The organism is Pseudonocardia sp. EC080619-01, from assembly GCF_001420995.1.
In the GTDB taxonomy this organism is placed as follows: domain Bacteria; phylum Actinomycetota; class Actinomycetes; order Mycobacteriales; family Pseudonocardiaceae; genus Pseudonocardia.
Genome location: NZ_CP012184.1, coordinates 5,738,247 through 5,752,296 on the forward strand (window position 1 = coordinate 5,738,247; position 14,050 = coordinate 5,752,296).

The window sequence follows — 14,050 nt, forward strand, 5'->3', positions numbered from 1 at the left end:
CCGGGCGTAGCGTGGAATCCGTGCCCGTCACACCTGACCTTCCCCGTACCGTCGGCGCGCTGCGTACGTCCGGCCACGAACTGCGGGGCGTGAAGCAAGAGATCCGCGACAACCTCCTGGCGGCCCTGCGCGAGGGCCGCGACCCCTGGCCCGGCATCGTCGGGTTCTCGGACACCGTCGTCCCGCAGCTGGAGCGGGCCCTCATCGCCGGCCACGACCTCGTCCTGCTCGGTGAGCGCGGGCAGGGCAAGACCCGGCTGCTGCGGTCGCTGGGCAACCTGCTCGACGAGTGGGCCCCCGTCATCGACGGTTCCGAGATCGGTGAGCACCCCTACGAGCCGATCACGCCGGCCTCCGTCCGGCGGGCGGAGGAGCTGGGCGACGACCTGCCCGTCGCCTGGGTGCACCGCTCGCACCGCTACACCGAGAAGCTCGCCACCCCGGACACCTCGGTCGCCGACCTGATCGGCGACGTCGACCCGGTCAAGGTCGCCGAGGGTCGCTCGCTGGGGGATCCGGAGACCATCCACTTCGGTCTCGTCCCGCGGGCGCACCGCGGGATCGTCGCCATCAACGAGCTGCCCGACCTGGCCGAACGCATCCAGGTCGCGCTGCTCAACGTGATGGAGGAGCGCGACATCCAGGTCCGCGGCTACACGCTGCGGCTGCCGCTGGACGTGCTGCTCGTCGCGAGCGCGAACCCGGAGGACTACACCAACCGCGGGCGGATCATCACCCCGCTCAAGGACCGGTTCGGCGCCGAGGTGCGCACCCACTACCCGCTGGAGCTGGCGCCCGAGGTCGAGCTCGTCGCGCAGGAGGCCTCGCTGGAGGCCGAGGTCCCGCGGCACCTGATCGAGGTCGTCGCCCGGTTCACCCGGCACCTGCGGGAGTCCTCGGCGATCGACCAGGGCTCCGGCGTCTCGGCCCGGTTCGCCGTCGCCGCGGCGGAGACCGTCGCCGCCGCCGCGCTGCGCCGGGCCGCGCTCGTCGGTGAGGACCGCGCCTACGCCCGCCCGGTCGACCTGGAGTCGGTGCCTGCCGTGCTGCGCGGCAAGCTGGAGTTCGCGGCCGGCGAGGAGGGGCGCGAGGACGAGGTGCTGGAGCACCTGCTGCGCCGCGCCACCGCCGACACCGCGCGGTTCGCGCTGCGCGGCGTCGATCTCGACGAGCTCGCGGTCGAGGTCTCCACCCGCCCGGTCCGTACCGGTGAGCGGGTCCCGGCCCGCGACGTCGTCGCCGCGCTGCCGCAGGTCGGGGCGCTCACCGAGATCGCCGGGAAGCTCGGTGCGGCCGGCACCGAGGACCCGGGCCCGATGGCCTCGGCCGCGGAGCTGGCGCTGGAGTACCTGTTCCTGACCCGGAAGCTCGCGAAGGACGCCGGCGACGACGGGGACACGGTGTCGTATGGCTGATCCGCGCCGCGCGAAGCGGCGTTGGGCCTACGGGCCCTACACCGGCGGGCCCGACCCGCTGGCGCCGCCGTTCGACATCCGGTCCGCGATGGACCAGATCGGTCGCGACGTCATGGAGGGCAGCTCCCCGCGGCAGGCGCTGCAGGAGCTCATGCGGCGCGGTCTCGACGGGCGTCGCGGTCTCGACGACCTGACCCGCCGTGTCTGGGAGCAGCGTCGCGACCTGCAGCGGGACAACCGGATCGACGGCACGCTGCAGGAGGTCCGCGAGCTCCTGCAGCGTGCCCTCGACGCCGAGCAGGAGTCCCTGCGCAACGAGGACTCCGACGACGCCCGGTTCCGCGAGATGCAGCTCGACGCCCTGCCGTCCGACACCGGCGGTGCCGTCCGCGAACTGGGCTCCTACGACTGGCGGTCCGCCGACGCCCTCGAGGCGTACTCCGAGATCCGCGACCTGCTCGGCCGGGAGATGCTCGACCAGCGCTTCGAGGGCATGAAGCAGGCGCTCGAAGGGGCGACTCCGGAGGACGTCGAGCGGATCAACGAGATGCTCGACGACCTCAACGACCTCCTGGAACACCACGCCCGCGGCGAGGACACCACGGAGCGGTTCGCCGAGTTCATGGGCAAGCACGGTGACCACTTCCCGGAGAACCCGCAGAACACCGAGGAGCTGGTCGACGCGCTGGCCGCCCGGTCCGCGGCCGCCCAGCGGATGATGAACTCGATGTCGGCCGAGCAGCGGGCCGAGCTCGCCGAGCTGGCCCAGCAGGCGTTCGGCGACCCGCGGCTCGCGCAGTCGCTGGCGCGGCTCGACGCCCAGCTGCAGGGCATGCGGCCCGGCGAGGACTGGTCGGGGGAGGGGAACTTCCGCGGCGACAACCCGATGGGTATGGGCGAGGCGACCCGCGCGCTGGAGCAGCTCGGGCAGCTCGACGCGCTGGCCGAGCAGCTCGCCCAGAGCTACCCGGGTGCACGCATGGAGGACATCGACCTCGACGCGCTCACCGAGATGCTCGGCCCGGAGGCGGCGGCCGACGCCCGCACGCTCGCCGAGCTGGAGCGGGAGCTGCAGCGCCAGGACCTCTTCCGGCGGGCGCCGGACGGGTCGCTGATGCTCTCGCCGAAGGCGTTGCGCACCCTCGGGCAGTCCGTGCTGCGCGACGTCGCCGACCGGATCGCGGGGCGCCAGGGACAGCGGGAGACCCGCCGCGCCGGTGCGGCGGGGGAGGCGACCGGGGCGACCCGGCCGTGGGCGTTCGGCGACACCGAGGCCTGGTCGGTGCCGCGCACCCTGCTCAACGCGCAGCTGCGGCGGGCGGGCGGCGACGACCGCGCGCTCGACGTGGCCGACGTCGAGATCGTCGAGACCGAGCAGCGGACCCGCGCCGCGGTGACGCTGCTGGTGGACACCTCGTGGTCGATGGTGGCCGAGGGCCGCTGGGTGCCGATGAAGCGCACGGCGCTGGCCCTGCACCAGCTGATCTCGACCCGGTTCCGCGGCGACGACCTGTCGCTGATCACGTTCGGGCGGCACGCGCAGACCGTCGACCTCGCCGAGCTGGTCGGGCTGGAGGGCGTGTACATGCAGGGCACGAACCTGCACCACGCCCTGCTGCTGGCCCGCGAGCGGCTCGCCCGGCAGCCGGACGCCACCCCGGTGGTCCTGGTCGTCACCGACGGCGAGCCCACCGCGCACCTGGAACGCGACGGCGAGGCGTACTTCGACTACCCGCCCAGCCCGCACACGCTCCGCGCGACCGTCGACGGGCTGGACCGGCTGATCGGGATGGACGCACGGTTCACGTTCTTCGTGCTCGGCGACGACCCCGGGCTGGCCGCGTTCATGGATCGGCTGGCCCGTCGCGCCGGCGGCCGGGTCGTGAACCCCGACCTGGACGGGCTCGGTGCGGAGGTGGTCGCGGACTACCTGCGCAAGCGGACGGGCTGACCCGGTCACGGGCCGGGCGCGACGGCCCCGCGCAGGTGCTCCGCGGCCCACGACCGCAGCGACGTCGGCGTGGTGGTCGTCGCGTCCCGCGGCGGCTCGGGGGCGACGCCGTCGGTCAGCCCGGCGGCCATGCCGGCCACCGCGTCGATCTCGGGCGCGCTCAGCCCGGCGGCGGCGAGCATCGCGCGGAACCCGGCGTCGGGCAGGTGCACCGGGCGCACCGGGTGCCCGAGCACCCCGGACAGCACGTCCGCCGCCTGCGCGAAGCAGAGGTCCTCGGGGCCGTGCACACCCTGGACGCTCCGGCCCGTCCACGCGGGGCCGAGCAGCCGGACGGCCGCCACGTCGCCGATGTCGCGTGGATCCACCCAGGGCAGCGGATGGTCGAGCGGCCACGGCGTGGACAGCGTGCCGTCCGCGATCTCCGCCGCCGACATCAGCAGGTTCGTCGTGAAGTAGCCGCAGCGCAGGTGCAGGACCGGTGCCCCGGTGGCGTCGAGCGCCTCCTCGGTCGCACCGAGCCCGTCGATGTCGCCGGTGCCGTGCCGCCGCTCCGCGCCGCCACTGCTCTGGAACACGGTGCCGCCGATCCCGTTCTCCCGGACGGCCGCGGCCACCACCTCCGCGCAGACCGCGTGCCGCTCCATCGGATCCGAACCGGGCGGCCCCGGAGGGTTCACCCAGTACAGCCGGTCCGCTCCCGCCGTCGCGCGCAGGACGGCGTCACGGTCGGTCTGGTCGGCCTGCGCCACCTCGACGAACCCGGCCAGGTCCGGAGGCAGCCGGGCCGGGTCGCGCGCGAGGGCGACCGGACGCACCCCGGCCTGCACCAGGAGCCGGAGCACCCGCGAGCCGACGTTCCCCGTCGGCGTGGTCACCACGATCCGCATGCCCGCACCGTGGCAGGGACCCCCGACAGAACCGCTCAGCCGAGCCAGGGACGGGCGAACCGCTCCCAGGTGCCGTCGGTCCGGGCGGTCTTCAGCCAGACGTCGACGCGCTGGGTGAACGCCGGGTCGCCGGCCTGCGTCAGGTACGCCTTCTCCGAGTCGGTGAAGGGGTCCTCGGGGTGCACCGCGCACAGCTCGCCCGGCCGCTGAGCGGCCTGCCAGCGGGTCTCGATGGCGTCGGTGACCATGAGGTCCGCGCCGCCGTCGGCGACGACGTCGAAGATCGTGTTGTTGTCCGGGTGCGGCACGATCGTCGCGTTGCGCAGGTTCTCCCGGGCGAACCGCTCGTTGGTGCCGCCGGGGTTCACCACGGCCCGCACCCCCGGCCTGTCGATGTCGGCGACGGTCCGGAACCGTTCCGCGTCGGGGCAGCGGACGATGGGCGTCTTGCCGTCCCGCAGGTACGGGATCGTGAACGCGGCCCTCTCCGCACGGTCCGGCGTGATCGACACGCCGCCGACGGCGATGTCGCACTTCCCGGCGACGACGTCGTCGAGCAGGCCCGACCAGGTCGTCTCCACCATCGTCGTCCGCGCGCCGAGCTCCGCTGCCAGGTCACGGGCCATGTCGACGTCGATACCGGACCAGGTCCCGTCCGCGGCGAGGTGGGTGAGGGGCCGGTAGTCACCGGTCGAGCACACCCGCAGCTCCCCGGACTCGGCGATCCGGGCGAGCGCCGGTGAGTCCACCTGGTCCCCCGTCCCGCACCCGGTCAGCACAGCCACGCTGAGCAGGACGGTGGACAGGAACCCCCGGCGTCGTCGCACGATCGAGGACCCTAGCCGCCGGATCCCGCACCGGACAGATCGTGTGCGCCGCCCGGCACCCGGACTCCGTGCCGCGCACCCGCACCCCGCGCCCTGCATCCGCGCCCCGCACCGCGCGCTCCCGGCCCAGCCGCCGCACTCTGGGCCCGGGCGCCGCACCCTGTGCCCGGTCGCGGCACCCCGTGGCCGTGCGCCGCACCCCACGCGACGGGTGCCCGGAGCGGTGACGAGGTGCGCCGGGCGCGGCCGCGGTGCGCCGGACGGGCGGGGACGGGCGAGCCGATCCCGGGCCCGGCTGCGCGTCCGTGACGGCGCGCGGCACCCTGAGCCCTGTCGCGGCACCCCGTGACCGTGCGCCGCACCCCACGCAGCGGGTGCGCCGGGCCGGAGCGAGGTGCGGTGGCCGGGAACGGGGTGCGTCAGCGTGGGACGAGGTGCGCGAGCGCTGGGGGCCCGGGCACTGGGTGGTCCGAGCCCTGAGGGCCCGAGCACTGGGTGGCCCGAGCACTGGGGGCCAGAGCCCTGGCGGGCCCGGGCCCGTCGGTCGTGCGCCGCACCCGTGGTCGTGCGCCGCACCCCTTGGCCGTGCGCCGCACCCCATGCGAGGAGTGAGCGGTGCGGCGACCAGGTGCGGGCGCGGGACCGGGCGGTGCTACGCGCCCGAGCGGAGGTCGGCGGCTGCGGTCCGGATGCTGTGGGCCAGTGCCTCGGCCGGGCCGGTCCGGCGCCTGCCGTGCACGAGCACGACCTCGACCGGTCCGAGGGCCGGCAGCCCCGCACGGGCCGGGACCTCCTCCAGGCCGTCCGGCACCAGGGTCCCGGCGTGCGCCAGCACGCCCAGCCCGGCGAGCGCGGCGGCCCGCAGGCCGGAGAGGCTGCCGCTGGTGCAGACCATCCGCCAGGGGCGTCCGGCCGCCTCGAGCGCGCCGACCGCGGCGCTGCGGGACAGGCTCGGCGGCGGATAGCCGAGCAGCGGGACGGGGTCGTCCGGCCCGATCCCGCAGCCCGGTGGGCCGACCCACACGAACCGGTCGCGGCGCACGACGGCCGGGTCGCCGTCCGCCCCGGGCGCCCGCTTGGCGAAGATCAGGTCCAGCTCGCCGCGGTCCAGGCGTCGTTCGAGGCTGTCGGCCAGCCCGACGGTCAGCCGCAGCTCGACCTCGGGGTAGCGGCGCCGGAAGTCGGCGAGGATCGCTGGGAGCCGGGTGAGGACCAGGTCCTCCGAGACGCCGAACCGGACCCGTCCGTGCACCCGGGCGGAGCGGAAGTGCGCCAGGGCGCGGTCCCCGGCGTCGAGGATGGTCGCGGCGAACTCCTGCATCGCCTCGCCGTCGGCGGTGAGGGCCACCGAGTGCGTGTCGCGGTCGAGCAGCGGGCGCCCGACGACCGCCTCCAGCTTCCGCACGTGCTGGCTGACCGTGGACTGCCCGAGCCCCAGCGCCGTCGCGGCACGGGTGAAGCTCCGCATCCGCGCGACGGCGGCGAACGAGCGCAGCAGCACCGGATCCATCACCCGGTCATCGTAGAACGCGCTGACAGTGAGTGTGCTCAGCTGGTTTCCCGATGGCAGCGGTGCGCGGAGAATCGGTCGGGTGCGTGTGCGTCCCGATCCGTTCCTGGTGCTGCTGGTCCTCACCGTCGGGGTCGCGGCGCTCGTACCGGCCCGGGGCACGGCCGCCGACGTGGCCGACGGTGCGGTGACGGCGGCGATCGCGCTGCTGTTCTTCCTCTACGGCGCCCGGCTCTCCGCGGCGGAGGCGTTCTCCGGCCTGCGGAACTGGCGGCTGCACTCGACGGTGCTCGCCGCGTCGTTCGTGGTCTTCCCGCTGGTCGGGGCGACGGCGCTGCTGTTGCCGGAGTGGCTCCTGCCCGCACCGCTGGCGACCGGCGTCGTGTTCCTGTGCTGCCTGCCGTCGACCGTGCAGTCGTCGATCGCCTTCACCGGGATCGCCCGCGGCAACGTCCCGGCCGCGATCGTGGCGGCGTCGGTGTCGAACGTGCTCGGCGTGTTCCTGACCCCGGTGCTCGCCGCGCTGCTGCTCGCGACCAGCGGCGGGTTCGACGCGGCGACGTTCGGCGACATCGCGCTCCGGCTGCTCGTGCCGTTCCTCGCGGGGCAGGCGGCGCGGCCGCTGATCGGCCGGTGGGTGACGGCGCACCGGTCCCGGCTGGTCCTCGTGGACCGCGGCTCGATCCTGCTCGTCGTCTACACGGCGTTCAGCGAGGGTGTCGTCGCCGGGACCTGGCGGACCCTCACCCCGCTCTCGCTGGGCGTCCTGCTGGGTGTCTGCGTGCTGCTGCTGGCCGTCGTACTGGGGCTGACGGCGCTCGGCACCCGCGCACTCGGCTTCCGGTCCGCGGACCGGATCGCCATCGTGTTCTGCGGCTCCAAGAAGTCCCTGGCCAGCGGGCTGCCGATGGCCGGCGTGCTGTTCGGCGGCCCGGCGGCGGCGCTGGTCGTGCTGCCCCTGATGCTGTTCCATCAGATCCAGCTGATGGCCTGCGCGGCGATCGCGAACCGCCTCGGCCGGCGCCGGGAACATCTCGACAACCCGGCCGCGTCCGGAGCACCATCTCGGACATGACGACGCCCGCCTGCCGGTTGTGCGGCGCCGTACGGCCCGGCGACGCCGGTGCGGCGGCCGTCGCGGGGTGGGTGTCCGACCGCGACGAGCGCGGCCGGGACGGGTGGCTGTGCCCGGCCTGCGCACGCAGGCACGTCCGCGAGATCGAGTCCAAGCTGGACGTCGAGTGGTGGTGAAGCGGGGCACGGCGCCGGTCAGGTGACGGGCGCGCCACCCCGCAGGACGCCCTCGACCACGAGGTCGTCGGACAGCAGCACGAGATCGGCCCGCGCGCCCGCGTCGAGACGACCGGCGCCGGTGTGCCCGAGCAGGCGGGCCGGGGTCGTCGAGGTCCACGCGACGGCCCGGGCCAGTGCCGCCTCCCGCGGGCCCGGGTGCGCCGCCACGATCCGGCGGAACAGCGCGTCGGCGGTCGCGGTCGATCCGGCGATCGTCCCGTCGGCGAGGCGTGCGACGCCACCGTCGACCCGGACGTCGAGCGCACCGAGCCGGTAGCCGCCGTCCGGCATGCCGGCCGCGGCCATCGCGTCGGTGACCGCCGCGACCCGCTCCGGCGCCGCGCGGTCCACGATCTCCCACAGCGCCGGGTGCACGTGCACGCCGTCGGTGATCAGCTCGACGGCGGCGCGGGGATCGGCGAGCAGCGCCGCGACCGGGCCGGGATCGCGGTGGTGCAGCGGCGCCATCGCGTTGAACAGGTGCGTCCCGAGGCGGGCGCCGGCGTCGACCGCGCGGCGGGTGAGGTCGTAGCCGGCCGCGGTGTGCCCGACGGCCGCGAGTGCCCCGGCCCGGTGCACCTGCTCGATCGCCGCGAGCCCGCCGGGGAGCTCGGGCGCGACCGTCACGACGGCGACGGCGCCGGTGGCGAGCAGCGGCTCCAGCTCGGCCGGGTCCGGGTCGCGCAGCAGCGCGGGGTCGTGGGCCCCGCACCGGGAGGCGGCCAGCCAGGGCCCCTCCAGGTGCACCCCGGCGATGACGCCGTCGTCGACGAGCGGCCGCAACGCCCGGACGGCGGCGAGAAGCTCGGCTCGGGGGAGCGTGACCAGGGAGGCGAGCATCGTCGTCGTGCCGCGGGCGGCGTGGAACGCGGCCACCCGGGCCGCCTCGGCGGCGTCGGTGCCGAAGGCGGCGCCGCCCCCGCCGTGGCAGTGCAGGTCCACGAACCCCGGGACGACGACGGCGGCCCGCCGGTCCGGTTCCCGCGGCGGCGGCCCGGAACCGGCAGCCGTCACCCGGCCTCCGCCGAGCTCCACCCACCCGGGCCCCGGCCCGTCCCCGGTGCCCGTGGCCAGCGTCTCCGCGGCGACGAGCAGGCTCACAGGGTCTCCGTCACCTTCGCCAGCCCGCGCGGCGCGTCCGGGTCCCCGCCGCGCGCGACGGCGACGTGGCGGGCCAGCTGCTGCATCGGGAGGATCTCCAGCAGCGGCGCGAGCTCCTCGCGCGGCGCGCCGGGCAGGGGCAGCCCGCCGTCGCCGCCGACCCGCAGGACGTCGGCGTTCCGCGCGGCCAGCGACGCCAGGACCGGCGCCATCGCGTCGCCGCCCGCACCGGGGGAGACGACGGCCAGCACCGGGACCAGCGGGTCCACCAGGGCGAGCGGGCCGTGCAGCAGGTCCGCCCCGGAGAACGCCTGCGCCGAGACGTAGGCGGTCTCCATCAGCTTGAGCGCGGCCTCGCGGGCCGCCGGATAGGAGTAGCCCCGCCCGGTCGTGATCATGCGCTGCGCGAAGCGGTACCGGGCGGCGACCGCGACGACGGCGTCCTCCCCGGCCAGCACCCGCTCGCCCAGCCCGGGCAGCGTGGCTGCTCCGGCGTCGGGCTCACCGCGGACCGCCGACACGAGCAGGTGCAGCGCGAGCAGCTGTGCGGTGTAGGTCTTGGTCGCCGCGACCGCGCGTTCGGGGCCGGCGAGGACGTCGACGTGCCCGTCGGCGGCCGTCGCGAGCGCCGACCGGGCGTCGTTGGTGACGGCGACCGTCAGTGCCCCCTGAGCCCGGGCGGTCTCGACGCACGCCAGCAGGTCCGGCGAGCCGCCGGACTGGCTCACCGCCACGAGCAGGACGTCGCGCAGATCGGGACGGGCCGCGTAGGCGGTCAGGGTCGACGGCGACACCAGCCCGGCGGGCAGGCCCAGTCGGATCTCGGTCAGGTACTTGGCGTAGAGCGCAGCATGGTCGCTGGTGCCGCGGGCGGCGAACAGCACGAACCGCGGTGACCGGTCCCTGACCAGTGCCGCCACCCGGTCCACGCCGGACTCCCCGCCGGGACCGGACGCGTCGAGGAGCCGGCGCCAGACCTCCGGCTGCTCGGCGGTCTCGGCGGCCATCAGGGCTCCGGGGCTGTCGGGCACGGTGCTCCTCGTCGACGCCCGGTGGACCACTGGTTCACCGGAGGGGTTGCGATCTGGCGCACCGAACTGTACCACTGGTCCAGATTTCGAGGAGGGCCGATGAAGTACCGGCGGCTGCACGACGAGCTGCGCGAACGGGTCGACGCCATGGCCGCGGGTGACCCGCTGCCGCCCGAGCGCGAGCTCGCCCGCGAGGTGGGCGTGTCCCGGACGACGCTGCGCCGTGCCGTCGACGAGCTGGTCGCCGCCGGCCGGCTGCGCCGCCGGCAGGGCGCCGGGGTGTTCGCCGTCGGGCCGCGGATCGCGCACGGGCTCACCGCGACGTCGTTCTCGGCGGACATGCGGGCCCGCGGGCTGGTCCCGGCCACCCGGATCGTGGAGTTCGAGACCGGTCCGGCCGGGGCGCGGCTGGGCCGGCGTCTGGAGCTGTCGCCGGACGCCGTCGTCGTCCGGGCGTTGCGGCTGCGTCTCGCCGACGACGAGCCGATGGCCCTGGAGACCCTGCACGTCCCGGCCGACCTCGTGCCCGGGCTGACCGAGGAGACCCTGGCCGCGGCGTCGTACTACGAGCTGCTGGCCCGGCACGGTCACGCGGTCGCCGGTGGCCGCCAGTCGATCGAGCCGACGGTCACCGACGGGCCCGAGTCGGACCTGCTGGGCGTGCCGGTGCACAGCCCGGCGCTGTTGTTCGAGCGCACCACCCGTGACGACGGCGGCCGGGTGCTCGAGTTCGTCCGCGCCGTCTACCGGGGCGACCGGTACCGCATCGAGGCCGAGATCGCCCCGGTCGCGGCCGGGGTGGGTGCCACGTGACCCGGCTGCTCGCGCTCGACGTCGGCAAGACCGGCTGCCGGGCCGCCCTCAGCGAGGACGGCCACCGCGTCGCGACGGGGGAGTGGAGCGGGGCGAGCGGCCTCGCCGACCGCGACGGCGTCGGCCGGGCCCTCGCCGCGGTCGACGGCGCCACCGGCGGCTGGCCCGCCCCGGACGCCGTCGCCGCGGGACTCGCCGGCCTCGCGTCGGCACCGGACCGGGCCGCCGCCCTCGCCGACGGGCTGCGGGAACGGTTCGGCGCGGGCGTGCGGGTCCTCCTGGCCAGCGACATGACCACCTGGCACGCCGGAGCCCTCGGCGGGGCGCCGGGCGTCGTGCTGGCCGCCGGGACGGGGACCGTCGCCCTCGGGATCGACTCCGCCGGGCGTCCGGCCCGGGTGGACGGCTGGGGCTACCTGCTCGGCGACGCGGGCAGCGGCCACGCCATCGGCCGCGGCGGTCTGGACGCCGCGCTCCGCGCCCACGACGGCCGTCCCGGCGGATCGGCGACGCTGCTCGCACGCCTGCGGGACCGCTGGGGCGACCCGGACGCGCTGCCCGGCCGGATCCACGGCTCGGACAACCCGGCCCGCGAGGTCGCCCGGTTCGCCCGGGACGTCGTCGACGCGGCGGGCACCGGGGACCCGGTCGCGGGCGCGATCGTCACCCGGGCCGCGTCCGATCTCGCCGACACCGCGGCCGCGGCCCGGGACCGGCTCGATCCGGGACCGGCAGGCCCGCACGGCCCGCACGGCCCGCACGGCCCGCACGGCCCGCACGGCTCGGACGGCCCGTGGCCGGTCGCCTGCGCCGGCGGCCTGCTCGACGCGGGCCCGGTGCTCACCCGTCCGCTCGACGACGCCCTCGCCGCCCGCGCCCTGACCCGCACCCCACCCCGCGGCGACGCCCTCGACGGCGCCCGCCTGCTCCTGGAGGACCCGACCGTGCCCCACCACGCCCTGCTCGCCCCGCTCCCCGGGGTCCTGCGGTGACCGAGGACCTCGGCGCCCTCGCCACCGAGCGCGCCCGCCCCGACCTCGCCGACCTGGACCAGTGGTCCACCCGCGCGCTGGTCGATCTCGTCACGACCGAGGACGCGCTCGTCGTCGAAGCCGTGCGGGCCGAGGCGGAGCGGATCGCCGCCGTCGCCGATCTCGCCGTCGAGCGACTGGAGCGCGGCGGCCGGATGGTCTACGGCGGCGCCGGCACCGCGGGCCGTCTCGCCGTCCTCGACGCGACCGAGCTCGCCCCCACCTACGGCGTCGGCGACGACCGGGTGGTCGCCCTCCTCGCCGGCGGCCCCGACGCGATGACGCGGGCGGTCGAGGGCGCCGAGGACGACACCGGCGCCGCCCGCGCCGATCTCGCCGCGCTGGACCTCGGCCCCGACGACCTGGTGATCGCGATCAGCGCGTCCGGCCGGACCCCCTACGCCCGCGCGCTGCTCGTCGCCGCCCGCGAGGCCGGGGCGGCCACCGTCGCCGTCGCGAACAACCCCGGCAGCGTCATGGCGGAACTCGCCGACGTCGCGATCACGCTCGACACCGGCCCGGAGATCGTCGCGGGCTCGACCCGGATGAAGGCGGGCACCAGCCAGAAGATGCTGCTCACCGCCCTGTCGACGGCCGTGATGGTCCGGCTCGGCAAGGTGCACCGCAACCTGATGGTCGACGTCGCAGCGACCAACGTGAAGCTGCGCGTCCGGGCGGAGCGGATCGTCGGCGAGGCCACCGGGGCCGGCCCGCGGGAGGTGCGCACCGCGCTCGACGACGCCGGCGGGCACGCCAAGACCGCGATCGTCGCGCTGCTCGCCGGGGTGGACGCCCGCACCGCGGGCCGTCTCCTCGCCGGTGCCGACGGCCGCGTCTCGGCTGCCGTCGCGGCGGGTGCCGGCGGCCCGGTGGACGGCGGCCCGGTGGACGGGGGCACCGTGGACGGGGGCACGGAGTGATCGTCGTCGGCCTGTCCTCGGGGACCTCGGTCGACGGCATCGACGTCGCCGCGGCCGGCCTGGAGATCGGTGGCGGGACGGTCACCATGGCCCCGCTCGGGCACCTCGAGGTGCCGTTCGAGCCGGAGCTGCGTGCCGCCGTCCTGGAGGCCCTCCCGCCGGCCGCGACCACGCTCGGCGCCGTCGCGCGGATCGACACCGGGCTCGGCCACGCGTTCGCGGCAGCTGCACGCACGGGGATCGACGAGCTCACCGGCGGCCGCGCCGACCTGGTCGCGAGCCACGGCCAGACGCTGTTCCACGATGTCGAGGACGGTGCCGTGCTCGGCACCCTGCAGCTGGGCCAGCCCGCGTGGATCGCGCAGGCCACCGGCCTGCCCGTGGTGTCGGACCTGCGGGCCCGTGACGTCGCGGCGGGCGGGCACGGGGCCCCGCTCGCCTCCGTCCTCGACGTCCTGCTGCTCGGTGACCGTGCCGAGGCTGCCGGGGGACCGGTGGCCGCGCTCAACCTGGGCGGGATCGCCAACGTCACCGTGGTCGGGGCGGGCCCTGCGGCCGCTTTCGATACCGGCCCGGCGAACGCGTTGCTCGACGCCGCCGCCCGCGCCACGACGGGTGCGCACCAGGACACCGGCGGGGTCCGCGCCGCCCGCGGCACCGTCGACGCCGGCGCGCTGGCCCGGCTGCTCGCCGAGCCGTACTACCGGCTGCCGCCACCGAAGAGCACCGGCAAGGAGCTGTTCGACCCCGCCTACACCGCGCGGGTGCTCGACGGCCACCCCGTGCTCGACCGGCCCGACGACCTGCTCGCGACGCTCGTCGAGCTGACCGCGGGCACCGTCGCCGACGCGCTGGCGCCCTACGGCGTCCGCGAGGTGCTGGTCTCCGGGGGCGGGGCGCAGAACCCCGCCGTCGTCGCTGCGCTGGAACGCCGGCTCGCGCCCGCCCGCCTCGCCCCGGTCTCCGACGCCGGCCTGCCCGGCGACGGGAAGGAGGCGCTGCTGTTCGCCCTGCTCGGGTTCCTCACCTGGCACGGCGTCGCCTCCACGGTGCCGTCGTGCACCGGCGCCCGGGAGCCGACGATCGCCGGCCGGATCAGCCCGGGAGCGGCACCACTGCGGCTGCCCGCACCCGCGGAACCGCCGCTCCGGCTCCGGCTCGCGACCGGACGGGCGGGCGCACCACCCCGCCCGGACTGATCCGGACCGCCGACCCGTCCCGACCCGTCCCCCGCTCCCGGCAGTGTCGCCGGGCCCACACCCCAGGGA

The 14,050-nt window shown here is 76.4% G+C and carries 13 protein-coding genes; 8 read left to right on the plus strand and 5 right to left on the minus strand.

All coding sequences use genetic code 11. The features are described from left to right. Positions 1-20 precede the first annotated feature (20 nt). Together AD017_RS26365 and AD017_RS26370 are read left to right on the plus strand one after the other, a co-directional pair. Positions 21-1,415: an ATP-binding protein gene (locus AD017_RS26365; RefSeq protein ID WP_060575909.1), complete on the plus strand. Its 1,395-nt coding sequence runs from the start codon at positions 21-23 to the stop codon at positions 1,413-1,415. Further along, positions 1,408-3,366 carry a VWA domain-containing protein gene (locus AD017_RS26370; protein ID WP_060575910.1) on the plus strand — a complete coding sequence of 653 codons (1,959 nt, stop codon included), beginning with the start codon at positions 1,408-1,410 and terminating at the stop codon, positions 3,364-3,366. The genes AD017_RS26365 and AD017_RS26370 overlap by 8 nt, the downstream gene beginning before the upstream one ends. 5 nt (positions 3,367-3,371) lie before the next feature. On the opposite strand, the gene AD017_RS26375 is transcribed toward AD017_RS26370, so the two are convergent. The 3 genes from AD017_RS26375 to AD017_RS26385 all read right to left on the minus strand — a co-directional run bounded on the left by AD017_RS26375 (position 3,372) and on the right by AD017_RS26385 (position 6,593). Continuing rightward, a complete protein-coding gene (locus AD017_RS26375; RefSeq protein ID WP_060575911.1) occupies positions 3,372-4,256 on the minus strand; it encodes an NAD(P)H-binding protein in 885 nt (294 codons plus the stop codon). A 35-nt stretch (positions 4,257-4,291) separates the two neighbouring features. Then, positions 4,292-5,083 carry a transporter substrate-binding domain-containing protein gene (locus AD017_RS26380; protein ID WP_010234040.1) on the minus strand — a complete coding sequence of 264 codons (792 nt, stop codon included), beginning with the start codon at positions 5,081-5,083 and terminating at the stop codon, positions 4,292-4,294. 652 nt (positions 5,084-5,735) lie between these two features. Next, positions 5,736-6,593, minus strand: coding sequence for a LysR family transcriptional regulator (locus AD017_RS26385; RefSeq protein ID WP_060575912.1), 858 nt, complete (start codon positions 6,591-6,593; stop codon positions 5,736-5,738). An 88-nt stretch (positions 6,594-6,681) separates the two neighbouring features. Here AD017_RS26385 and AD017_RS26390 point away from each other — a divergent pair, with 88 nt between their 5' ends. Then, positions 6,682-7,668: a bile acid:sodium symporter family protein gene (locus tag AD017_RS26390; protein WP_010235008.1), complete on the plus strand. Its 987-nt coding sequence runs from the start codon at positions 6,682-6,684 to the stop codon at positions 7,666-7,668. Next, positions 7,665-7,844, plus strand: coding sequence for a hypothetical protein (locus AD017_RS26395; protein ID WP_010235005.1), 180 nt, complete (start codon positions 7,665-7,667; stop codon positions 7,842-7,844). Before AD017_RS26390 ends, AD017_RS26395 begins: the two co-directional genes overlap by 4 nt. A gap of 18 nt (positions 7,845-7,862) precedes the next feature. Here the strand turns inward: AD017_RS26395 and AD017_RS26400 are convergent, their stop codons facing one another. Together AD017_RS26400 and AD017_RS26405 are read right to left on the minus strand one after the other, a co-directional pair. Further along, positions 7,863-8,987 (minus strand): N-acetylglucosamine-6-phosphate deacetylase, encoded by a 1,125-nt coding sequence (locus AD017_RS26400; RefSeq protein WP_227012596.1) that lies wholly within the window; start codon positions 8,985-8,987, stop codon positions 7,863-7,865. Beyond that, positions 8,984-9,994, minus strand: coding sequence for an SIS domain-containing protein (locus tag AD017_RS26405; protein WP_060575913.1), 1,011 nt, complete (start codon positions 9,992-9,994; stop codon positions 8,984-8,986). The genes AD017_RS26400 and AD017_RS26405 overlap by 4 nt, the downstream gene beginning before the upstream one ends. 123 nt (positions 9,995-10,117) lie before the next feature. Between AD017_RS26405 and AD017_RS26410 the strand changes: the two genes are divergently transcribed. The 4 genes from AD017_RS26410 to AD017_RS26425 are packed head-to-tail and all read left to right on the plus strand — an operon-like array spanning position 10,118 to position 13,981. Further along, positions 10,118-10,831, plus strand: a complete 714-nt coding sequence (locus AD017_RS26410; protein ID WP_010238322.1) for a GntR family transcriptional regulator — start codon at positions 10,118-10,120, stop codon at positions 10,829-10,831. Next, positions 10,828-11,823: an N-acetylglucosamine kinase gene (locus AD017_RS26415; RefSeq protein ID WP_060575914.1), complete on the plus strand. Its 996-nt coding sequence runs from the start codon at positions 10,828-10,830 to the stop codon at positions 11,821-11,823. Before AD017_RS26410 ends, AD017_RS26415 begins: the two co-directional genes overlap by 4 nt. Further along, positions 11,820-12,782: an N-acetylmuramic acid 6-phosphate etherase gene (locus AD017_RS26420; protein WP_060575915.1), complete on the plus strand. Its 963-nt coding sequence runs from the start codon at positions 11,820-11,822 to the stop codon at positions 12,780-12,782. Before AD017_RS26415 ends, AD017_RS26420 begins: the two co-directional genes overlap by 4 nt. Continuing rightward, positions 12,779-13,981 (plus strand): anhydro-N-acetylmuramic acid kinase, encoded by a 1,203-nt coding sequence (locus AD017_RS26425; protein ID WP_060575916.1) that lies wholly within the window; start codon positions 12,779-12,781, stop codon positions 13,979-13,981. The genes AD017_RS26420 and AD017_RS26425 overlap by 4 nt, the downstream gene beginning before the upstream one ends. Positions 13,982-14,050: the final 69 nt, after the last annotated feature.

Bases quoted from the DNA above. Each gene is read 5' to 3' on its own strand.
- AD017_RS26395 (WP_010235005.1), top strand. From the start codon at position 7,665: ATGACGACGCCCGCCTGCCGGTTGTGCGGCGCCGTACGGCCCGGCGAC.
- AD017_RS26405 (WP_060575913.1), bottom strand. From the start codon at position 9,994: ATGGCCGCCGAGACCGCCGAGCAGCCGGAGGTCTGGCGCCGGCTCCTC.
- AD017_RS26375 (WP_060575911.1), bottom strand. From the start codon at position 4,256: ATGCGGATCGTGGTGACCACGCCGACGGGGAACGTCGGCTCGCGGGTG.
- AD017_RS26385 (WP_060575912.1), bottom strand. From the start codon at position 6,593: ATGGATCCGGTGCTGCTGCGCTCGTTCGCCGCCGTCGCGCGGATGCGG.
- AD017_RS26370 (WP_060575910.1), top strand. From the start codon at position 1,408: ATGGCTGATCCGCGCCGCGCGAAGCGGCGTTGGGCCTACGGGCCCTAC.
- AD017_RS26410 (WP_010238322.1), top strand. From the start codon at position 10,118: ATGAAGTACCGGCGGCTGCACGACGAGCTGCGCGAACGGGTCGACGCC.